This is a genomic window from Streptomyces sp. WM6378, from assembly GCF_001279695.1.
Classification (GTDB): Bacteria; Actinomycetota; Actinomycetes; order Streptomycetales; family Streptomycetaceae; genus Streptomyces.
Map to the genome: position 1 here is coordinate 1 of NZ_LGDD01000300.1, position 21,519 is coordinate 21,519.

The 21,519-nt window shown below is 71.9% G+C and carries 19 protein-coding genes and 1 pseudogene; 11 read left to right on the forward strand and 9 right to left on the reverse strand.

What is annotated here, in order from left to right; translation table 11 throughout:
- The 6 genes and pseudogenes from ADK54_RS26285 to ADK54_RS26310 form a co-directional block, all read left to right on the forward strand.
- The coding region (locus ADK54_RS26285) for an acyl-CoA carboxylase subunit beta (protein ID WP_063802056.1) at window positions 1-1,608 on the forward strand (1,608 nt) is incomplete at its 5' end.
- A 5-nt stretch (window positions 1,609-1,613) separates the two neighbouring features.
- Window positions 1,614-3,557, forward strand: a pseudogene (locus tag ADK54_RS47700) (biotin carboxylase N-terminal domain-containing protein).
- Between the two features lie 45 nt (window positions 3,558-3,602).
- Complete coding sequence (locus ADK54_RS26295) at window positions 3,603-4,736, forward strand: acyl-CoA dehydrogenase family protein (RefSeq protein ID WP_053728195.1); 1,134 nt, start codon at window positions 3,603-3,605, stop codon at window positions 4,734-4,736.
- A gap of 138 nt (window positions 4,737-4,874) precedes the next feature.
- Window positions 4,875-6,524 carry a 4-coumarate--CoA ligase family protein gene (locus ADK54_RS26300; protein ID WP_053728196.1) on the forward strand — a complete coding sequence of 550 codons (1,650 nt, stop codon included), beginning with the start codon at window positions 4,875-4,877 and terminating at the stop codon, window positions 6,522-6,524.
- Window positions 6,521-7,255: an enoyl-CoA hydratase family protein gene (locus tag ADK54_RS26305; RefSeq protein ID WP_053728197.1), complete on the forward strand. Its 735-nt coding sequence runs from the start codon at window positions 6,521-6,523 to the stop codon at window positions 7,253-7,255. Before ADK54_RS26300 ends, ADK54_RS26305 begins: the two co-directional genes overlap by 4 nt.
- The gene (locus tag ADK54_RS26310; protein ID WP_053728198.1) at window positions 7,243-7,845 is read left to right on the forward strand and encodes a TetR/AcrR family transcriptional regulator; all 603 of its coding nucleotides are present in this window, start codon (window positions 7,243-7,245) and stop codon (window positions 7,843-7,845) included. The genes ADK54_RS26305 and ADK54_RS26310 overlap by 13 nt, the downstream gene beginning before the upstream one ends.
- 68 nt (window positions 7,846-7,913) lie before the next feature.
- Here the strand turns inward: ADK54_RS26310 and ADK54_RS26315 are convergent, their stop codons facing one another.
- The gene (locus tag ADK54_RS26315) at window positions 7,914-8,318 is read right to left on the reverse strand and encodes a rodlin (protein ID WP_053728199.1); all 405 of its coding nucleotides are present in this window, start codon (window positions 8,316-8,318) and stop codon (window positions 7,914-7,916) included.
- Window positions 8,319-8,476: 158 nt separating this feature from the next.
- On the opposite strand from ADK54_RS26315, the gene ADK54_RS46235 reads away from it, so the two are divergent.
- Complete coding sequence (locus tag ADK54_RS46235) at window positions 8,477-8,671, forward strand: hypothetical protein (protein ID WP_159047904.1); 195 nt, start codon at window positions 8,477-8,479, stop codon at window positions 8,669-8,671.
- 156 nt (window positions 8,672-8,827) lie between these two features.
- On the opposite strand, the gene ADK54_RS26320 is transcribed toward ADK54_RS46235, so the two are convergent.
- Window positions 8,828-9,235 (reverse strand): rodlin, encoded by a 408-nt coding sequence (locus ADK54_RS26320; RefSeq protein ID WP_053728200.1) that lies wholly within the window; start codon window positions 9,233-9,235, stop codon window positions 8,828-8,830.
- A gap of 332 nt (window positions 9,236-9,567) precedes the next feature.
- On the opposite strand from ADK54_RS26320, the gene ADK54_RS26325 reads away from it, so the two are divergent.
- From ADK54_RS26325 to ADK54_RS26340, 4 genes are all read left to right on the forward strand, one after another.
- Entirely contained in the window at window positions 9,568-9,981 is a 414-nt protein-coding gene (locus ADK54_RS26325; protein ID WP_053728201.1) for a rodlin, read from the forward strand.
- 288 nt (window positions 9,982-10,269) lie between these two features.
- The gene (locus ADK54_RS26330; RefSeq protein WP_053728257.1) at window positions 10,270-10,497 is read left to right on the forward strand and encodes a chaplin; all 228 of its coding nucleotides are present in this window, start codon (window positions 10,270-10,272) and stop codon (window positions 10,495-10,497) included.
- 160 nt (window positions 10,498-10,657) lie between these two features.
- Complete coding sequence (locus ADK54_RS48585; RefSeq protein ID WP_159047905.1) at window positions 10,658-11,842, forward strand: chaplin; 1,185 nt, start codon at window positions 10,658-10,660, stop codon at window positions 11,840-11,842.
- A gap of 330 nt (window positions 11,843-12,172) precedes the next feature.
- Window positions 12,173-13,429: a glycoside hydrolase family 26 protein gene (locus ADK54_RS26340; RefSeq protein WP_053728203.1), complete on the forward strand. Its 1,257-nt coding sequence runs from the start codon at window positions 12,173-12,175 to the stop codon at window positions 13,427-13,429.
- Here ADK54_RS26340 and ADK54_RS26345 read toward each other — a convergent pair.
- The 7 genes from ADK54_RS26345 to ADK54_RS26375 are packed head-to-tail and all read right to left on the reverse strand — an operon-like array spanning window position 13,415 to window position 21,510.
- Entirely contained in the window at window positions 13,415-14,488 is a 1,074-nt protein-coding gene (locus tag ADK54_RS26345) for a GNAT family N-acetyltransferase (RefSeq protein ID WP_063802057.1), read from the reverse strand. The two genes, ADK54_RS26340 and ADK54_RS26345, sit on opposite strands and share 15 nt — an antisense overlap.
- Window positions 14,488-15,138, reverse strand: coding sequence for a Wzz/FepE/Etk N-terminal domain-containing protein (locus ADK54_RS26350; protein WP_053728204.1), 651 nt, complete (start codon window positions 15,136-15,138; stop codon window positions 14,488-14,490). Before ADK54_RS26350 ends, ADK54_RS26345 begins: the two co-directional genes overlap by 1 nt.
- On the reverse strand, window positions 15,135-16,385 hold the full coding sequence (locus ADK54_RS26355; RefSeq protein ID WP_063802058.1) for a glycosyltransferase: 1,251 nt from the start codon (window positions 16,383-16,385) through the stop codon (window positions 15,135-15,137). The genes ADK54_RS26350 and ADK54_RS26355 overlap by 4 nt, the downstream gene beginning before the upstream one ends.
- Window positions 16,382-17,167, reverse strand: coding sequence for a polysaccharide deacetylase family protein (locus tag ADK54_RS26360; protein WP_078966637.1), 786 nt, complete (start codon window positions 17,165-17,167; stop codon window positions 16,382-16,384). Before ADK54_RS26360 ends, ADK54_RS26355 begins: the two co-directional genes overlap by 4 nt.
- Window positions 17,157-18,767: a murein biosynthesis integral membrane protein MurJ gene (gene murJ / locus ADK54_RS26365; RefSeq protein WP_420717376.1), complete on the reverse strand. Its 1,611-nt coding sequence runs from the start codon at window positions 18,765-18,767 to the stop codon at window positions 17,157-17,159. The genes ADK54_RS26360 and murJ overlap by 11 nt, the downstream gene beginning before the upstream one ends.
- The gene (locus ADK54_RS26370) at window positions 18,764-20,059 is read right to left on the reverse strand and encodes an O-antigen ligase family protein (RefSeq protein ID WP_053728259.1); all 1,296 of its coding nucleotides are present in this window, start codon (window positions 20,057-20,059) and stop codon (window positions 18,764-18,766) included. The genes murJ and ADK54_RS26370 overlap by 4 nt, the downstream gene beginning before the upstream one ends.
- A 29-nt stretch (window positions 20,060-20,088) precedes the next feature.
- On the reverse strand, window positions 20,089-21,510 hold the full coding sequence (locus ADK54_RS26375) for a sugar transferase (protein ID WP_078966650.1): 1,422 nt from the start codon (window positions 21,508-21,510) through the stop codon (window positions 20,089-20,091).
- Window positions 21,511-21,519: the final 9 nt, after the last annotated feature.

Below are 21,519 nucleotides of genomic sequence, written 5' to 3' on the forward strand. Positions count from 1 at the left end.
CTCCCCACCACCCTCAACCCCACCACCCTCAACCCCACCACCCCCGAACACCGCCAGGCAGCCGCAGCCATGCGGGTCAAGCTCGACGCGTTGAGCGCCGAGCACGAGAAGGCCCTCGCCGGTGGCGGGGCCAAATACACCGACCGGCACCGAAGGCGCGGAAAGCTACTGGCCCGCGAGCGCGTCGAGTTGCTGCTCGACCCCGACACCCCGTTCCTGGAACTGTCGCCGCTCGCGGCGTGGGGCAGCGACTACCCCGTCGGCGCCTCGATGGTCACCGGCATCGGCACCGTCGAGGGCGTCGAGTGCCTGATCACCGCCAACGACCCCACCGTGCGCGGCGGCGCGTCCAACCCCTGGACGCTCAAGAAGGCCCTGCGCGCCAACGAGATCGCGTACACCAACCGGCTGCCCTGCATCAGCCTCGTCGAGTCCGGCGGCGCCGATCTCCCCTCCCAGAAGGAGATCTTCATCCCGGGCGGGGCGATCTTCCGTGACATCACGCGGCTGTCCGCGGCCGGCATCCCCACCATCGCCGTCGTCTTCGGGAACTCGACCGCCGGCGGCGCGTACGTCCCCGGCATGTCGGACCACACGGTGATGATCAGGGAACGGAGCAAAGTATTTCTCGGGGGGCCGCCCCTGGTGAAAATGGCCACCGGCGAGGAGAGCGACGACGAGTCGCTCGGCGGGGCCGAGATGCACGCCCGTACCTCCGGGCTCGCCGATCACTTCGCCGTCGACGAGCAGGACGCGATACGCCAGGCCCGCCGCATCGTCGCCCGCCTCAACCACCGCAAGGCGCAGCCGGATCCGACCAAGATCGTAGAGCCGCCCGAGTACGACGAGGACGAGCTGCTCGGCATCGTGCCCGAGGACCTCAAGACCCCCTTCGACCCGCGCGAGGTCATCGCCCGGATCGTGGACGGCTCGGACTTCGACGAGTTCAAGGCGCTCTACGGGCCCAGCCTGGTCACCGGCTGGGCCGAGCTGCACGGCTACCCCATCGGCATCCTCGCCAACGCCCAGGGCGTCCTCTTCTCCGCCGAGTCGCAGAAGGCCGCCCAGTTCATCCAGCTCGCCAACCAGCGCGACATCCCCCTCCTCTTCCTCCACAACACCACCGGTTACATGGTCGGCAAGGAGTACGAGCAGGGCGGCATCATCAAGCACGGCGCGATGATGATCAATGCGGTGTCGAATTCCAGAGTTCCTCATCTGTCAGTGCTGCTGGGGGCTTCCTACGGAGCCGGGCACTACGGCATGTGCGGCCGCGCCTACGACCCCCGCTTCCTGTTCGCCTGGCCGAGCGCCAAGTCCGCCGTCATGGGGCCGCAGCAGCTGGCCGGCGTCCTGTCGATCGTGGCCCGGGCCTCCGCCGAGGCCAAGGGGCAGCCGTACGACGACGACGCGGACGCCGCGCTGCGCGCCATGGTGGAGCAGCAGATCGAAGCCGAGTCGCTGCCGATGTTCCTGTCCGGGCGGCTGTACGACGACGGGGTCATCGACCCCCGCGACACCCGCACCGTCCTCGGAATCTGCCTGTCGGCGATCCACACCGCTCCCGTCGAAGGCGCCCGCGGCGGCTTCGGCATCTTCCGGATGTGAGGGCCATGATCGAGTCCGTACTTGTCGCCAACCGGGGCGAGATCGCCTGCCGGGTCTTCCGCACCTGCCGTGACCTGGGCATTTCCACGGTCGCGGTGTTCTCGGACGCCGACGCGGGCGCCCTGCACGTACGAGAGGCGGACAGCTCCGTACGGCTGCCGGGGGTCACGCCCGCCGAGACGTACCTGCGCGGCGACCTCATCGTGAAGGCCGCCCTCGCCGCCGGCGCCGACGCCGTGCACCCCGGCTACGGCTTCCTCTCCGAGAACGCCGACTTCGCGCGGTCCGTCACCGGCGCCGGGCTCACCTGGATCGGCCCGCCCCCCGAGGCCATCGAGGCCATGGCCTCCAAGACCCGTGCCAAGGAACTCATGGGTCTGCCACCCCTTGACCTCGCCGACGTCACCGAGGACGACCTCCCTCTCCTCACGACCTCCCTCTCCTCATCAAGGCCTCGGCGGGTGGCGGCGGACGCGGAATGAGGATCGTTCGTCAACTGACAGACATCAATCATCAGTTGATGTCGGCCCGAACCGAGGCCCTCGCCGCCTTCGGTGACGGCACCGTCTTCGTCGAGCCCTACATCGAGGGCGGACGCCACGTCGAGGTCCAGGTCCTCGCCGACGCCCACGGCACCGTCTGGGTGCTCGGCACCCGCGACTGCTCCCTCCAGCGCCGCCACCAGAAGGTCATCGAGGAAGCCCCCGCGCCCGGCCTGAGCCCCGAGCTGACCGACGAGCTCCACACCCTCGCCGTACGCGCCGCGAAGGCCACCGACTACCGGGGCGCCGGCACCGTCGAGTTCCTGGTCGCCGACTCCAAGGCCCACTTCTTGGAGATGAACACCCGCCTCCAGGTCGAACACCCCGTCACCGAGGCCGTGTTCGGCGTCGACCTGGTCGCCCTCCAGGTCCGCATCGCCGAAGGCGAAGCCCTCCCGCCGACGCCGCCCGCCCCTCGGGGCCACGCCATCGAGGCCATGGCCTCCAAGACCCGTGCCAAGGAACTCATGGGTCTGCCACCCCTTGACCTCGCCGACGTCACCGAGGACGACCTCCCTCTCCTCGACCGGAACCATCCATCAACTGGCCATCGACGGCGTCCGGTTGGACACGGGCTACGCCGCCGGCGACGCCATCGGCGTCCACTACGACCCCATGCTCGCCAAGGCCGTCGCCCACGCCCCCACCCGCGCCGAAGCCGCCCGCAAGCTGGCCCGCGCCCTCGAACGCGCCCGCATCCACGGCCCGGCCACCAACCGTGACCTGCTCGTACGCTCCCTGCGCCACCCCGAGTTCGCCGACGGGCCGACCGGAGCCTGCTTCCGCATCGACACCGGCTTCTACGACCGCAACCTCCCCGAACTCACCACCCCCACCCCCGGCGCCCACCTCGCCGCGCTCGCCGCAGCCCTGGCGGACGCGGCCTCCCGCGCCGGCCGGTTCGGCGGCGGCTGGCGCAACGTACCGTCGCAGCAGCAGGTCAAGCGGTACGGCGAGCACGAGGTCCGCTACCGGCTCACCCGCCGCGGCCTCGAAGCCGACGGCTGCCCCGAGGTGCGCCTCGACGCCGCCGAGCCCGATCGTGTCAGGCTCGAAATCGACGGCGTGGTACGCGAGTTCGCCGTCGCGCGGTACGGCGGTGACGCCGTCTACGTCGACACGGCGTCCGGCTCGCACGCCCTCACCGCCCACCCCCGCTTCACCGACCCCAGCGACCTCGTCGCGCCCGGCTCGCTGCTCGCCCCCATGCCGGGTGTCGTCGTGCGGGTCGCCGACGGCGTCGAGGAGGGCTGTCGTGTCGCCGCCGGACAGCCGCTGCTCTGGCTGGAGGCCATGAAGATGGAGCACCGCATCAGCGCTCCCGCCGCCGGCACGCTCACCGCGCTCCACGCCGTCCCCGGCCGCCAGGTCGAGGTCGGCGCCCTGCTCGCCGTAGTCACCCCGTAACGCGTCCCCCAGTCGTTCCGTGATCGCTCAGGAGGCCGAACCAGCATGACCGGAGTCATCGAGAGCCAGGAGAACAAGGATCTGCGCGCCGCCGTCGCCGCACTGGGGGCCCGGCACGGACGCGGGTTCGACCGCGCGGCCCTGTGGTCGGAGGCCGCCAAGCTCGGCTACCTCGGCGTGAACCTGCCCGAGCAGTACGGCGGCGGAGGCGGCGGCATGGCCGAACTGTCCATCGTCCTTGAGGAGTTGGGGTCGGCCGGCTGCCCGCTCCTGATGATGGTGGTCTCGCCCGCCATCTGCGGCACCGTCATCGCCCGCTTCGGTACGGACGCCCAGCAGCGGCAGTGGCTGCCGGGCCTCGCCGACGGGTCGCTCACCATGGCCTTCGGCATCACCGAGCCCGACGCCGGATCCAACTCGCACCGCATCACCACCACCGCCCGGCACGACGGCGACGGCTGGGTCCTCACGGGCCGCAAGGTGTTCATCTCGGGTGTGGACATAGCCGATGCCACGCTCATCGTCGGCCGCACCGAAGACGCCCGCACAGGCAGCCTCAAGCCCTGCCTGTTCATCGTCCCGCGCGACACCCCCGGCTTCCAGCGCTCACAGATCGACATGGAACTCCAGGCCGCGGAGAAGCAGTTCGAGCTGGTCCTCGACGACGTACGGCTGCCCGCCGAATCCCTCGTCGGCGACGAGGACGCCGGCCTGCTCCAGCTGTTCGCCGGGCTCAACCCCGAGCGGATCATGACGGCCGCGTTCGCGATCGGCATGGGCCGCTACGCGCTCGCGAAAGCCGTCGACTACGCGGGGACCCGGCAGGTGTGGAAGCTCCCCATCGGCGGCCACCAAGCCATCGCCCACCCCCTCGCCCAGGCCCACATCGAGCTCGAACTGGCCCGCCTGATGATGCAGAAGGCCGCCGCGCTGTACGACGCGGGCGACGACATCGGGGCGGGTGAGGCCGCCAACATGGCCAAGTACGCGGCCGCCGAGGCCTGCGTCAAGGCCGTCGACCAGGCCGTCCACACCCTTGGCGGCAACGGCCTGACCCGCGAGTACGGGCTCGCTTCGCTGATCACGGCGGCGAGGGTGGCCCGGATCGCGCCGGTCAGCCGCGAGATGATCCTCAACTACGTGTCCCACCAGTCGCTGGGGCTGCCCAAGTCGTACTAGGTGCTCCGCTGAGGTGCGTGGGTGTCCAACGCAGGCCCGGTGGGGGCCGGTCGCGCCCACGCGGCGGAGCCGCACAATGTCACAGCCCCGCGCCCCCATCCGCACGTACTTCTGCTCTGACGTACCAGGAGGCCCCGCATGGACTCCCCCCGTATCTTCCGCAGCGAATACGCCGACGTGCCCCTCGTCGACGAGCCCATCCACGAGGCGGTTCTCGCCCGATCCACCACGACCCACCCGGACGCCGTCGCCCTCATCGACGGCGCCGACCCCAGCGGAACCACCACGATCACCTATGGTCAACTCGACGTCTGGCACCGCAAGTTGGCGGCATCACTGGCCGCGTCCGGCCTGCGTAAGGGGGACGTGGTCGCCCTGCACAGCCCCAATTCGATCCTCTACCCCGTGGTGTTCTACGGGGCGTGCCGGGCCGGGGCGGCCGTCACCACGGTGCATCCGCTGAGCACCGCCGAGGAGTTCGCCAAGCAGCTCGCGGACTCCTCCGCGCGCTGGATCGTCACCGTGTCCCCGCTCCTGGAGACCGCCCGCCGGGCCGCCGAACTCGCGGGCGGCATCGAGGAGATCCTCGTCTGCGACCGGGCCGAGGGCCACCGCTCGATCGTCCACGACCTCCTGATGGGCGACGACGCCCCCGAGCCCGCCGTCGCCATCGACCCCGCCGAGGACATCGCCGTACTGCCGTACTCGTCCGGCACCACAGGCGTCCCCAAAGGCGTCATGCTCACCCACCGCAACATCGCCACCAACCTGGCCCAACTGCACCCGCTGGTCCCGCTGGTGCCGGGCGAGCGCATCCTCGCCGTGCTGCCCTTCTTCCACATCTACGGCATGACCGCCCTCATGAACGCGCCCCTGCGGTCCGGCGCGACCGTCGTCGTGCTGCCGCGTTTCGACCTCGACCAGTTCCTCGGCGCGATCGAGAAACACCGCATCACCAGCCTGTACGTGGCCCCGCCCATCGTGCTCGCGCTGGCGAAACACCCCGCGGTCGCCCAGTACGACCTCTCCTCCCTGGAGTACATCGTCAGCGCGGCCGCCCCGCTCGACTCCCGCCTGGCGACGGCCTGTTCGGCCCGGCTCAAGCTGCCGCCGGTGCGTCAGGCGTACGGCATGACCGAGCTGTCGCCCGGCAGCCACATGGTCCCGCTGGCCACCGCGGCCCGTTCCCCGAACTCTCCATCGCTTTCGAGCGGGGGCGACCCCGGTCCGGGCGCGGTCGGCAAGCTGCTGCCGTCCACCGAGATGCGCATCCTGCGCCTGGACGACCCGGCGCATGACGCCGAACCCGGCGAGGAGGGCGAGGTCGCGATCCGCGGCCCGCAGGTCATGAAGGGCTACCTCGGCCGCCCCGAAGCCACCGCCGACATGATCGACGCGGACGGCTGGCTGCACACCGGCGACGTCGGCCGCGTCGACGACAACGGCTGGCTGTACGTCGTCGACCGGGTCAAGGAACTCATCAAGTACAAGGGCTTCCAAGTCGCCCCCGCCGACCTGGAAGCCCTCCTGCTCACCCACCCCGCGATCGCGGACGCCGCCGTCATCGGCGTGTACGACGCCGACGGCAACGAGGTGCCCAAGGCCTTCGTCGTACGCCAGCCGGGAGCGCCGGACCTCGGCGCGGACGAGCTGATGGCGTACGTCGCCGAACGCGTCGCCCCGTACAAGAAGATCCGCCGCGTGGAGTTCGTCGAGAGCGTGCCCCGCGCCGCGTCCGGCAAGATCCTGCGACGCGAGCTGCGCCAACGAGAAAAGGACCAGACGTGACGTACCTCCAGGCCGCCCACGACCGGGGCATCACCACCCTCGCCCTCGACTCGCCCGCCAACCGCAACGCGCTGTCGGCGGCCCTGGTGGCCGAGCTCGGCGAGGCGCTCGCACGGTGCGCCGAGGACGCGGACGTACGGGCCGTGCTGCTCACCCACACCGGCGGCACGTTCTGCGCGGGCGCCGACTTGAAGGCCCCGCCGGACCCGGCGGCCTTCGTGGGCCTGATGCGTACGGTCGTGGAACTTCCCAAACCGGTCGTGGCGCGGGTCACCGGCCACGTCCGCGCGGGCGGCCTCGGGCTGCTGGCGGCGTGCGACATCACGGTCGCGGGGCCCGGATCCTCGTACGCCTTCACCGAGGCGCGGCTCGGCCTAGCGCCGGCCGTGATCTCCATGCCGGTGCTGCCCCGCATGGACCCGCGCGCGGCGAGCCGCTACTACCTGACGGGCGAGCGGTTCGACGCGGCGGAGGCGGCCCGCACCGGGCTCGTCACGCTCGCCGCCGACGACGTCGACGAGGCCCTCGCACCGGTCCTCGACGGGCTGCGCCGGTCCTCGCCGCAGGGCCTGGCCGCGTCGAAGGCTCTGGTCACGGCTACCGTGTCGGAGACCTTCGACCGCTGGTCCAAGGAACTGACCGCCCGCTCGGCGTCCCTCTTCGCCTCCGCCGAGGCGCGGGAGGGAGTGACGGCCTTCCTCGAACGACGGGACCCCGCATGGGTGTTGTGACCCCACCGAAGACGATGCCACCGAAGACCCCGAAGCAGGACCGCAGCCGGGCCACCCGTCAGCGCCTCCTGGAGGCCGCCGTGGCGTGCCTGGCCGAGCACGGCTGGGCGGGCTCGACCGTGTCGGTGGTCGCCGAGCGCGCCGGGGTCTCGCGGGGCGCCGCCCAGCACCACTTCCCGACCCGCGAGGACCTGTTCACGGCGGCCGTCGAGTACGTGGCCGAGCAGCGGTCCTCCGCGTTGCGGGCCCTGGACCGCACGGACCGGCGGGAGGTCGTGGCCGCGCTGGTCGGCCTCTACACGGGCCCGCTGTTCCGGGCCGCGTTGCACCTGTGGGTCGCCGCGGCCAACGAGCCCCAGCTGCACGCCCGGGTCACCGAGCTGGAGGCCAAGGTGGGCCGCGAGTCGCACCGCATCGCGGTGGAACTGCTCGCCGCGGACGAGTCCGTACCGGGCGTACGGGAGACGGTGCAGGGCTTCCTCGACATGGCCCGGGGCCTGGGCCTGGCCAACCTGCTCACCGACGACGCGGCCCGCAGGGAGGGGGTCGTGGCCCAGTGGGCGGTGCTCCTCGACGAGGCGCTGCGCTGAGGCGGCGGGCCCTGGCACACGGAACGGCCGGGCCCGGATGACCCGGGCCCGGCCGTCGACCAGGCTGTTCAGCCCTTGCCGTTGCCGGAGAGGATCGGGATCTCGTCCAGGATGTGCGAGAGCGGCTCGTCGCCCTTGACCTGCGTCGAGTTCTCCGTGCACTGCTGGTTCTGCGGAGCGGAGAGGATCGGCACGTCCTGGAGTACGGAGACCGGCACGACGCCGACGACGGACGCGGCGTTGACCTTGACCGGAGCACCGGCACAGAGCTTGTTGAGGGAGCCCTGAACCAGGGTCATCTGGGGAGCCATGTCACCGTCGGTCTTCGAGTTGCCGAAGGCCTGCTGAGCACCGTTGCCGCTGAGCGTCTTCGTGCCGTTGTGGTCGCCGACGGCCATGGCCTGCGGCGCGGCCATCATCGCGACACCGGACACGGCTGCGGCGACGACTGCGGCCGACCACACCTTCTGCATGTCTGCTCCTGTGGGTCTGATTCCACTGACGGGGATCCGTGAAGAGAAACGGTAAGAATCTCTTTCGGTTGTGCTCTGTCCCCCAAACAGAGCATTGTGGAATTCGAATCCGGTCGGCCGTGGTAATACGCAGTCACCACGACCGAGGGTGAGGAATCATGACTGAGACGCAGGATGCCTGGCGCCGGCAGACTTTCATCCCGATCACCCGTCGTCAATTCGAGAGCGAGGCGGCGGCCGAACCCATGTACGCGGCTCTGGTGCGTTCCTGGGTCGCCGAAGGGCGTACGGTTCCGGGTCGCCCCGACTGGGAATGGAATCAGCTCGTCAACGGGTTCTGCTGGCCTTCTTGAGCACGGCCTTCCCGCATTGCTCGCCCGGTGCCGGACACGGAAAGACCGGACCTCCCGGAATTCACGGGTGCTCCGGCCGTGGAAAGCACGATGCCGGACCACCGAAGGGATTGGCAGTGGTCCGGCTGTCCTGGTGAAACCCGGGCTCAGTGCCGCTCAGCCCTTGCTGTTGCCGGAGAGGACCGGGATCTGGTCCAGGATGTGCGAGAGCGGCTCGTCGCCCTTGGCCTGCGTCGAGTTCTCCGTGCACTGCTGGTTCTGCGGAGCGGAGAGGACGGGGACGTCCTGGAGTACGGAGACCGGCACGACGCCGACGATCGAGGCGAGGTTGGCCTTGGCGGGCAGGGCGATGCAAGGCTTGTTGAACGAGCCCTGGATCAGGCCGATCTGCGGGCTCATGTTGCCGTACGTGGAGGAGTTCCCGTACGCCTGCACCGCTTCGTTGCCGCCGACCGTGGTGGTGCCGCCGTGGTCTCCGACGGCCATGGCCGGGGCGGCCAGCATGGCGGACGCGCCGACAAGCGAAACGGTGGCAGCGGACGCGGCCACAACCTTCTTGATCACGGTGGTCCCTTTCTGGTGGATGCCCCGTACAGAGCCACCTGCCCAACTGGACCCCTACGGTTTGGTTTCTGCCCTTCACCCTTTCAGCCGTACGAAAATGAGATCGACGGAGCCGTGCTACCTTTACGGGTTGGGATTATATGGAGATCCGATACGGCATAAGGAACCGCGCTCTCCCGGCGGTTTTGTTCGGTATCCTTCGGGCTTCTTGAGAATCGTTCGGGTGACGCGCCGGAACCAAACCAGTACGGCGAAGTTGACCCCGAAGTAGTACGGCGCAGTAGATATGAGCGCGGTACTGCACGTGCTCTCCATCAAGAAAAGGGAAGTCCATGCTCAAGAAGGTTATGGCCGCGTCCGCTGCCACCGTTTCGCTCATCGGTGCCTCCGCGATGCTGGCCGCCCCCGCCATGGCCGTCGGCGACCACGGCGGCACCACCACGGTCAGTGGGAACGACGCGAAGCAGGCCTTCGGCAACTCGAAGACCGACGGCGACATGAGCCCCCAGCTGTCGCTGGTCCAGGGCTCGCTGAACAAGCCCTGCCTCGGTGTTCCGGTCAAGGCCAACTTCGCCTCGATCGTCGGCTTCGTGCCGGTCTCCGTACTCCAGGACGTCCCCGTCCTCTCCGCGCCCCAGAACCAGCAGTGCACGGAGAACTCGACGCAGGCCAAGGGCGACGAGCCGCTCTCGCACATCCTGGACGAGATCCCGGTCCTCTCCGGCAACGGCAGGGGCAACAACTGACGCTCGCGCGTAGCCGTTCGGGCCGTCGCGGTCCTCTCCGGACCGCGACGGCCCGAGTTATTTTGTGCGCCAAATACCTTTCCGGTAAAGCACCGAAGACCGGAAGGCGCGCCGTCCTGCCATTTGGGTGAGGAACTCGGGAGCGCTCTTCCCCTTCGGTTTCCTTTAGCGCTATCGATCGTTACCCAGTCGTCAGCGGCTCCTTGGGCGAAAGCTCTGGCAACGCGCCGTGAGCAACGACTGGTTGCGCGACTTCTTGACTGAGGGAAGGAAAACCACGTGAACTACATGAAGGCCGCGACGGCTATCGCCGGTCTGGCCATCGCCGCAGGTGGTGCCGCCGCTCCGGCGTTCGCCGACGCCGCTGCGGACGGTGCCGCCGTCGGCAGCCCGGGTGTTCTGTCGGGCAACCTGGTTCAGGTCCCGGTCCACGTGCCGGTCAACCTGTGCGGCAACACCGTCAACGTCATTGCGCTGCTGAACCCGGCGTTCGGCAACGACTGCATCAACAAGTGATGTAGCGCCAGGACTCTCCACTCTGATTTTGGGGCGTGCCCACCGCACGCCCCAAAGTCGGTTTCCCCCACCTTTTCCCCGCGACACGGAAGACAGCCCATTGCGTCAGGTCATCAGCAAGACCCTGTTCACTGCCGTGGCAGCCACGAGCGTTCTTTCCATGAGCGGAAGCTACGCCCAGGCCGCCGGCACCGATGCCGAGACCATGGGCTCGCCGGGCCTGCTGTCGGGGAACTCGATCTCGGCGCCGGCCGATGTCCCGGTCCAGGCGTGCGGGAACACCGCGAACCCGGCCGGAGCGCTCAACCCGACCTTCGGCAACCACTGCACGACGGCCTCGCCGGGAGCCGAGGAGCGGGCCGACCACGCGGGCGAGGACGCGGGTGGTTACGGCTCCGAGGACGCGTACCGGGCGTCGTACGAGCACTCGTTCAAGAAGGTGTTCGATAAGGCGTTCGCGAAGGCGCACCTGCCCGAGCCCCACCGCGAGGAGCGCACGGAGGCGCCCGGGCCGGAGCACCACCGGGCCGCCGCAAGTCAGGCGCGGTCCGTGACGAGCGGCTCCCCGGGCGCCCTGGCGGGCAACTCGCTGGCGGCGCCGCTCCACCTGCCGGTGCAGTTGTGCGGAAACACGGTGGACGTCGTGGGCCTGCTCAACCCGGCGATGGGCAACAGCTGCCGGAACGGTTCGGGCGAGGCCCCGCACGAGCCCCAGCCGCATCAGGCCCCGCCGGCGCATCACGCACCGCCTCTGCACCACGCACCGCCGGTCCACCATGCACCGCCAATCCATCACGCACCGCCTCTGCACCATGTGCCGCCGGTCCACCACGCGCCCCCCGCGCACCACGCGCCGCCGGTCCACGAGGCCCCGCCCGTGCATCACGCGCCTCCGGCCCACCACGCACCGCCCGCGCACCACGCACCCCCCGTGCACGAAGCGCCGCCGGTCCACCAAGCGCCCCCCGTCCACGAGGCCCCGCCCGCCCACCACGCCCCGCCGGGGCGCCACTGCCCGCCCGTGCATCACGCGCCGCCGGTCCACGAGGCTCCGCCCGTGCGCCACGTGCCCCCGGTCCACCATGTGCCGCCCATGCGCCACGTGCCCCCGGTCCACGAGGCTCCGCCCGCGCGGCACACACCCCCCGCCCACCACACCCCGCCCGTGCGACACACCCACACCGTGGTGTCCACCGCACCCCGGGTCTTCGCTCCCCCGGCCGCAGCGCATCTCGCCGACACCGGGGCCGAGCCGGGGCTTCTCGCGGCAGCCGGCGGGGCCGCCGCGCTCATGCTCGGCGGAGGCCTGCTCTACCGGCGCGGCAGGGCGATGGCCGGCGTCTGACGGGTCCGCCGGGACCCCCACCCGCGGCAAGTGACGGCCGAGGGCTCGGGGTGGGGGTCGGGTTCGGCGCCCGCCGCAACTCCCTTATAAACCAGGCCGGTTGGCCATACGTGTTCGTACGTCGAAGGGCTCGGCTCCTCCTCGGGGGCCGGGCCCTTCGACGTGCCGCCCGCCGCCCGGCCGGGTTCTGAGGGTGCCTCAGAACGCCCAATTCCCCCGTACCCCCGTTCGGGGGGCTTACGGCGTGGGCTGCTTATCTTCCCTATCGGCGCAATAAGAATATTTTCCAACCGGGAATCCGGGGAGGTCCTCAGTACCAAGGGAGCGCACATGCGTCAGCGACGTCATCGAGCGACCACCTTCACCACAAGCGTTCTGGCGGCGGGCGCCCTCTTCAGTCTGGCACTGGCGCCCGCTGCCCATGGCAGCCAACCCGGGGTCCATCGACCCGGGGCGGGCAACGACCCTCCCCCCGCCCACCCCTCCGTCGCGAACTTCGGCGCCTTTCTGGATTCCGGCGCCCTCGGCGTGAAGCGCATCGCGGAGCTGGAGAAATGGCTCGGCGGCGCCGACATCCGGGTCGGGCACACCTATCTGCCCGGGGACAGCTGGTTCGACATCGAGGGCAGGGCGGGGTTCCTCGACGACTGGGCCGCCTGGCGCCGCGAGCGCGCGGACCGCACCCTCGTCCTCAACGTCCCGATGCAGGCCCTCAACGAGATGGAAATCCCCGACGGCCGCGTGCGCAAGCTGCTCGCCCACGGAGCCGACGGGGACTACGACGACCACTTCAAGAAGCTGGCCGAGCGGCTGGTCGAGCTCAAGATCCCGGACACGGTCATCGTGCTCGGCTGGGAGATGAACGGCACCACGTACACCCATCGTTGCGGGCCCGACCCGGCCTCCTGGAAGAAATACTGGAAGAACGCGGTCACCGCCATGCGTTCCGTACCGGGCCAGAAATTCCGGTTCGATTTCGCGCCGAGCCGGGGGCGCGACGCGGTGCCGTGGACCGACTGCTATCCGGGCGACGACGTCGTCGACATCATCGGAATGGATTCCTACGACCAGCCCCCGGGCCAGGATTTCGACAAGCAGGTCAAAGAGCCGTACGGGCTGCAGCAGCACGTGGATTTCGCCGCCGCGCACAAGAAGCCCATTTCCTATCCGGAATGGGGGCTCTTCCGCAACGGTGACAATCCCGAATACATGCGCCGGATGCTGGCCTGGATGGACGCGCACCAGCCGGTCTACAACACCATCACCGACTACTGCCCGCACGGCGTGTGGGAGTGCACCGACAACCCCCTCGCCTCGGAGGTCTACCGCTCGCTCCTGTTCGGCCGCAAGGAACCCACCCCGCAGCCGACGGCGCCGGTGACCCCGGTGACCCCGGCGACCCCTGCCATCCCGGCCGTCCCGGTGAGCCCCAAGCCGTCGACGGTGCCCAGTCCCCAGCCGGCCGCGCCGCCCGCCACGCCGACGCCGCCCGCCAACTGCTCGCCGCTCGACCTCAACCCCTGGGTCGAGTACTGGATCGGAGGCAAGCTCTGCCTCCGCCTCGACTGGTACTCACGCCGGTCCTGAGGGCTCCGTGGCGGGGCAGCGCCGGCCGTGCAGCGTGCTGGCCCACAGCAGTGGCAGGGTGCGCCGCCGGGCCAGCAGGAAGCGCTGGTTGACCCGGACCTCGGGCCGCCAGTGCTGTTTGTACGGCTCGTTGCCGCGCAGCATGCTCAGCGCGGCCCGGCCGCTGCCGTCGATGCGCTGCGCGCAGGCCCGCAGCAGCATCGTGGCCACGTCCACCTTGCGGCCGCGCAGGCCGGGGTGCGCCCCGTACAGGTAGCCGCCCGCGAGGGCCGGGGAGAGCAGGGTCAGATCGGCCGCGACCACCTCGCCGTCCAGGCGGAACTCGGTGACCACCGCGTCGCCCTGCCGGGTCATCTCGCCCACCGCGCGCGCCAGATGCTCCTCGAACCGGGGCCGCAGGTGCTCGCGCGTCACCCCGCGGCCCTGCCACTGGAGCCCGTGCAGTTCGAGCAGCGTACGCAGCGCTCCGGGCACTTCCTCGGGCGGTACGTCGCGCTGCTCGATGCCCAGCGCGTCGATCTTGCGGAGCTTGGCGCGGGCCCGCTGGGCCCGGTTCGACGGGAGCCGCGAGAGGAGTGCGTCCATGCCCTCCGCGGGCAGCTCCAGACAGCGCGAGTCGCTCAACCGGCGCCGCGCGCGGGGCCAGTTGGCGTGCAGCAGCTCGGCGCCGCCGCCCGGGCGCACCTCGCCGAGGTCGATCAGGGCGCCGCGCGCCGAAGTCATCAGCGCCCCGGTGAGGGCGCCCGCCGCCTCCTCGGCGCAGGCGTCGTCCAGGAGTACGTCCGTGAAGTCGGAGATGGTGCCGCCCAGCGGGACGAGGGCCGGCAGCGGGCGCAGCACCCGCATCAGCGGAGCCGCTCCGACCAACTCGCCGTCCCGGTAGGCGAGATGGACCCGCAGTCGCCCCGGCACCCCGTACGAGAGCCACCACGAATGCAGCCACGCGTGGCTCTGGAAGGGAGTCGCGGTGCTGCAACTGCGGTGCAGGCGATGCCAGTTGGGGGCGAGGTCCGCGAAGTGGAGGTTGTCCGTGCACACCTCCACGCGGAGCCCGGCCACTAGCCGACCTCCTGCGGTACGGACGCCGCCCCGGCCGGGGCCGGCACCGCGGCGGCGAGCTCGGGCCCGGATTCGGGGCGGCGGCGCGGCCGGGCCAGCAGGGTGAGGCCGCCGAGGAGGCCGCCCGCGCAGCCGCCCACCAGCGTCGTCAGCGAGGCCGACGGGGACGAGGGGGCCAGGGGCTCGGCCGCGCGGGAGAACTGCACCACCTTCACCCCGGTGGCGGCCTGGGTGTGGGTGCCGTTCACGGTGAGGGCCCGGGCCACCGCGTTGGCCATGCCCGCGGCGTCCCCGGCCCGGGCCGAGGTGGCGGTGATCGCGATCATCGGCGCGTCGGGCGAGGTCGCCGTCTGCACGCTGGCGCGCAGGGTGTTCGCGCTCACCCCCGCCCACACCTGGGCGTCGCCGATGACGGCGACCTGGGTCGCGACCCGGCCGTACGCCTGCGCGAAGCCGAGCGCGACCGACGGGTCGGCCTTCTCGGCGGGGGTGACCACGACATAGCTGGTCGCGGTGTACTCCGGGGTCTTCACCACGCCGTAGGCGCCGCCCGCCGTCGCGCCGAGCAGCGCGCACACGGGCAGCGGCCACCAGCGCGGCGGCAGGCGGCGGGTGCTGTGACGCTGCCGCAGGCCGGAGAATTTGCTCATCTGGACTCTTCTTTCTCCGAGTTGTTCGTCGAGAGGTGCGTCGAGAGGTGCGTCGAGGCGTTCGTCGAGACGTTCGTCGGGATGTGCACGCGGATGCCGGCCCTTTCGGACGCCGGATGCGGCAGGGGCGCGCGGGCCGCGGCCGCCTCGTACACCTGGACCAGCTGGACCGAGGTCGCGGTCACGCAGTAGCGGCGTACCGCGTCGGGGACGGGCAGCCGGGTGCGGCCCGAGCGCTGGAATTCGTCCAGTACGTCGGTGAACGCGGCGGCCGTGCGGCCGGTGCGCAGCGCGCCGGGTGCGGATCCGGCGGGCAGGTCGTCGATCGCCGGGCAGGTCACGTACGCCACCGGGAGCCCGGCCGCCAGGCCCTCCACGACGGCCAGGCCGAAGGCCTCCTCGGCGGAGGGGGAGGCCAGGCAGTCCACCGCGGAGAGGAGGCCCGCGAGGCTGGGGCGGTGGCCCGCCGGGGACGTGCCGTCCTGGACGCACTCGCCCGCGAAGACGACCCGGGCGGCCACGCCGAGCCGTTCGGCGCGGGCCCGCAGCGGCTGTTCCTGTGCGCCGCCGCCCGCGAGCACCAGCCAGGCGTCCGGGAGGGCGGCGAGCGCGTCGACGAGGACGTGGAACCGCTTGCCCGCGGCCAGCCTGCCGACCGCCCCGATCACGAACGCCCTTGCGGGCAGCCCGAGTTGGCGGCGTACGGAGCTGCGGGCGCGGGTGCTGAAGGCGAACTGGGCGGCGTCGATGCCGTTCGGGACCACCTGGATGCGGCGCTCGGGCACACCCCAGCGGGTCAGACGGCGCGCGATGGTGGGGGAGACCGCGACGGTCGTGGTGCCGAGCCGTTCGCTCGCCAGGTAGAGGCCGCGTACGGCGGGGCCGAGCCGGCGGCCCTCGATGCGGGCCTCGCCCAGGGAGTGCTCGGTGGCCACGATGGTGCGCACCCCGGCGAGCCTCGCCGCGAGGCGGCCGTACAGGCAGGCCCGGTACAGGTGGGTGTGGACGACGTCGTAGTGGCCGCGCCGGATGAGCTTGGTGAGCCGGGGGACCGCCGAGAGGTCGCGGTTGCCCGTCATGTCCAGGTTCCGCACCCGGCCGCCCTCGCGGACGATCGCGCGGGCCACGGCGCCGGGGTTGGTGAGGGTGACCACGTCGGACTGGTAGGGCAACTGCCGCAGCAGCAGCCTCAGTTGCTGCTCGGCGCCGCCGATGCCGAGGCCGGTGATGACGTGCAGGACCTTCACGAGCCCTCCGGGAGGTCGGCGGGCTCGTGCCGGCGCCAGCGGTGCAGGCTGCGTTTGAGGTGCAGCCGCCAGCTGGTGTCGCGCTCGCCGACGTGGACGCGCGGCAGGGCGTAGCGGCCGGTCAGCGGGCCCGGGTCGATGGCGCAGGCGTACTGGTAGCCGGCCGAGCGGACCGCGTCGACGGCGCGCAGGTCGACGGCGCCGTACGGGTAGCAGAAGCCCGCCACGTCGTGCCCGGTCAGGTCGAGGAGGAGCTGCCTGCTCTCGTGCACCTCGCGGCGCAGGGTGTCCTCGTCGGCGTGGGTCAGGTCGACGTGGCGCAGGCCGTGCGATGCGACCTCCATGCCCCAGGTGGCGGCCTGCTGGATGCCGCGCTCGTCGAGGAGCGGCTTGCGCGGGCCCAGCGGGTCCCACTCGTTGGTGCAGCCGAGCAGGCCCGGCAGCACGAACACCGTCGCCGTGCAGTCGTAGCGGCGCAGGAGCGCGATGGCCTCGGCCGTGAAGTCGGCGTACCCGTCGTCGAAGGTGAGGCCGACCAGGCCCTGGACGGTGCCGGCCGCACGGGCCCGGATGAGTTCGGCCACGCTCACCCCCTTGAGGCCGCGTCTTCGCAGCCAGCGAAGTTGGCGTTCGAAGCGGCGCGGGGAGACGGTGATGCGGTACGGGTCGTCCGTGGTGTGGGTCACCGAGTGGTACATGGCCACCCACAGCGGTGCGGCGGGGCGGGGTCGCGAACCAGTCAGTGGACCCCACGGGTCGCCGACTGCCGTGTCAACGGGCATGCCAGAGCTTTCGTGTGACGGGACGGAACAGCAGACAGAACTCCCGGACCCGCAGCAGCCGGGCCACGACGGCGAACACGACGACGGCCGAGGTGGCCCCGACGGTCAGCGCCAGTACGGGATTTGGTGTTTCGTACGCCCCCCACCAGCAGACGGCGGTCGCGCCGCCCGCGGCCACGACGAGCCGGGCGAGCTGCCCGCCCACCCAGCGCACGGACAGCGCCGTGCGGCGCCGCCCGCTGCCCCACAGGAGCATGAGCGCGGTCAGCGTGATGCCGAGCGCGTTGGCGCCGGCGATGCCGGGCGCGCCCCACACCGGTACGGCGAGGGCCCCCGCCACGGCGGTCGCGGCGAGCCCGGAGAGCATGGCGCAGGCCGGGAACCACAGGGGCCGGGCCTCGGAGAAGTAGGAGCGGGCGAGCACCCCGACGAGGGTCTGGCCGAGCAGTCCGAGCGCGTACATGCGCATCACGTCGGCGGTCGCCGCGGTGTCGTGGGCGGTGAACGCGCCGCGCTGGAACAGGACTTGGATGATCTGCGGGGCGCACGCCACCACCACCGAGGCGCCGAGCAGCACGATGGTGCCTGCCACGATCAGGTCGCTCTCCACCCGGCGCCGGGCCCGCTCGGTGTCGCCCGCGGCGAGGGCCCGGGCGATGACGGGGAAGGTGACCGTGCACAGCATCAGGGAGAGCACCATCGGCATCTGCGCCACCTTCTGGGCGTAGTTCAGGTGCGAGATGGCCCCGGCGGGCAGCGGCGCGGCCAGGAACCGCTCGATGAGGACCTGTGTCTGGCGGCTGAGCGCGAACACCACGATCGGGGCGACCAGGGCGAGCCGCAGTGCCTGCGCCGTGCCCCGGGTGGGCCGGCGCGCGGCGGGCAGGGCGACGACGGGTTCCCGGTCGCGCCAGCTGTGCCACAGCGCGGGCAGCTGGACGAGGATCATGAGGACGCCGCCGAGCGCGACCCCGGCCGCCGCGGCCCGCACGCCCCACGCCCTGCCGAGCAGCAGGAGCAGGGCGATGATGCCCACGTTGTAGGCCACGTAGATCGACGCGGGCGCCAGGAAGCGGCCGTGCCCGCGCAGGGCGGCGCTGCAGTATCCGGTGAGCCCGAAGGTGAGCACGCAGGTCGCGGTCAGCCGGGTGCAGTCGACGGCCAGGTCCGCGCGGGGCAGCCCGGGCGCGAGCACCGCGACCACGGCGGGGGCCGCGGCGATGAGGACGGCGCCGCCCGCGGCCAGTACGAGCATCAGCCGGGGCAGGGTGGCCGCCACCAGGGTGCGGACCGGGTCGGGGCCGGTGTGCCCGGCTCGTTTGACCAGCGCGAGGCTGAACGCGGGTACGAGGACGAAGGCCAGGCCGTCCTCGATCAGCAGCGTCGCGGCGACCTCCGGGACCGTCCAGGCGACCAGGAAGGCGTCGGTGTCGGTGTCGGCGCCGAAGAAGTGCGCGAAGGCCTGGTCGCGCAGCAGGCCGAGGAGGGCTCCGGCGACCGTGAGGCCGGCGGTGAGGAACGCGGCCCGCGCCAACAGCCGCCCGGACGAGCCGAGTTCGGGCGCGGCCGTGGGTGCGAGCGGAGGAACGATCTTCGTCACGGGCGGGCCGCCCGCCGTGCGGCGAGTGCCCACCAGGCGGCGAGGCCGAGGGCGAGCGCGGTCACCGCGGTGGAGGGCCCGCCGATGTCACCGTAGAAGAAGTCGACGAGCAGCCAGATCAGGAGGCCGTTGGCGATCAGGGCGCAGTCCATCGGGGCGCCTTGCCCGCGCGCGAGGCGCAGTCTCCGGACGCCGGCGACCAGGAGCGCGGCCCAGCCGCCGACGACGGTGACCACGCCGAGCAGGCCCTGCTCGCTCAGGACGAGGAGGTACATGTTGTGCGGGGAGAGCAGGGGCTGGCGCTTGAAGGCCGCGCCCGCGCCCGCGGTGTCGCTGCCGGAGGACAGGGCGAGCGAGGAGTTCGCATCGCGGTGAGCCGGGAAACCCTTCAACCCGACGCCCGTGAGCGGAGTTTGACGCCACATCAGTTCCGCTGCCGCCCACATGGTGTACCGGTCGGTCACGGACTGGTCGGGGGCGCTCTCGACCTGGGTGATGCTGGCGAGCCGCTCCTGGAGCAGCTGGGTGCCTGACCCGCTGGCGCCGACCAGGACGACGGTGGCCGCCGCGATCACCGCGAGGACGGCCAGCGCCCGGCGCACCCCGGAGAGCAGCAGCAGTGCGCAGGCCGCGACGGCCGTCGCGATCCAGGCGCCCCGGCTGAACGACACGGCGAGCGGAAGCAGCAGGAGCGCCGCGCAGGCGAGGGCGGCCAGGCGCCGGCCACGGCTCGCGCCGGGGGTGGGGTCGAGGGCGAGACCGACCGAGCAGAGCAGCCCGCAGGACACCACGGTGGCCATGCCCATGATGTCCGAGGCGCCGAAGGTGCCGACCGCGCGGATGTCCTCGCCCATGTAGGAGGCGCCGGTGGAGGTCGCGTACTGCACGACGCCGACGCCGCCCTCGAACAGGGCGAGCGCCACCACGCCCGCCGCGGCGAGCCGGAAGTCGTCGCGGTCGCGCAGCAGGAGCAGCACGGCGAGCGGCACGAGTACGAAGATCTGGAGGTAGCGGCCGAGCCCGGCGACCGCGGTGCCGGGATCCGCGGCGCCCATCGCGGCCACGCAGATCCCGGCCACGGGGAGCCCCATGACGAGAGCGGCCGTACGGGTCAGCGGCCGGACGCCCTCGCGCAGGACCCGCACAAGCGCCCACACCACGAGCACCCCGCAGGCCGCGTCGGCGGCGGTCGCCGAGCCCTCGCCGCCCAGCGGGGGAGTGGCGAGCAGCGCGATCACGGCGAGCAGCGGCAGCAGGTGCAGGGCCCGGCGCAGCGGGGCCGGGACAGGCATCGGCGGCGCGGCCGCGAAGGCGTGCACGCTCAGCTCCCCGTGGGGCGGACGAGGCAGACCGCGGTGCGCAGCAGGATGCACAGGTCCTGCCACAGCGACCAGTGGTCGATGTAGTAGTTGTCGTAACGGGCCCGGTCCTCGATCGAGGTGTCGCCGCGCAGCCCCTGCACCTGGGCGAGCCCGGTCAGGCCGACGGGCATCCGGTGCCGGGCCGCGTAGCCGGGGTGCGCCTGGCTGAACTGGGCCACGAAATAGGGGCGTTCGGGCCGGGGGCCGACGAGGCTTATATCGCCCCGGATCACGTTCCACAGCTGGGGCAGCTCGTCCAGGGACGTGCGGCGCATGAAGTTCCCGGCCCGGCTCATCCGCTGGTCGTCGGCGATGGTCCAGCGGGTGGCGGCCTCGTGCGCGGTGTCGGGGCGCAGCGTACGGAACTTGAGGAGGGTGAACGCCCGCCCGCGCATCCCGATCCGCTCTTGCCGGAACAACACGCCGGGCCCGTCGCTGCGGCGAAGGACCAGCGCGCACACCGCGAGGACGGGGGCCGCGACGATCAGCGCGGGCACGGTGACGGCCAGGTCGACGAGCCGCTTGAAGAACAGGCCCGGCGCGGTGGCGGGGGCGGTGGTCAGCGGGCGGCAGGGGAAGGCGGCCAGCTCGTCCGACTGCTGGCGGGGTACGAGATGGCCGGGCGCGCGCGTGTCCAGCTGCCACAGCGTGCAGCCCATGGCCTCAAGTAGCGCCGGTGGAACGGAAGGTGAGGATTCGTGGGTGAACAGGCAGTCCTGCACCCCGTTCTGGATGACGGCGCGCTGGACGTCCTCCAGGCTGCGAAGGACCGGCACGGGCCCGGCCTCCACGGCACTCTCGGACGGCGGCACGACCACGCCGACCGGCCGGATGCCGCCGCTCGACTGGCGCACCAGCGCGGCCGTGACGCGCACAGCGGTGGCCGCCGGGCCCACCACCAGGGTGGGCCGGGGCCTGCGCATGGCCCGCCGGCGCCGCAGCCACAGCGCGGCGCCGCGCCCCGCGCAGCTCACCAGCGTCTGGACGGCGCAGCCCGCCGCGACCGCGGACACCGTGAGCGGCGCGGCGGACGGCTCGTGGACCAGCGCGCTCTGATGGGCGAGCACGGTCGAAAGGGCGCACCAGCCGATCAGGGCGCGGAAGAACAGCGCGGGCACGTCGGCGAGCACGCCCCGTGCCATCGTCGGCCGGTAGAGCCCGGCCCGGGCGTTGAGCACGAGCGCCGTGGCCACGAGCAGCCCGGCGGGCCCGGGCGGCAGCCCGGAGTACGGCAGCACGAGCATGCCGAGCAGCCCGGCCGCGCAGTCCACCGTGAGCAGGGCGGACACGAACGCCCGTCCCGCGCGCGGCCGCCCGGTGGGCAGGGCGAAGTGGTCCGGCGCCTCGCGGGGCGTGACCACCGAAACGGTTCCCGATGACATCCCGGCGCC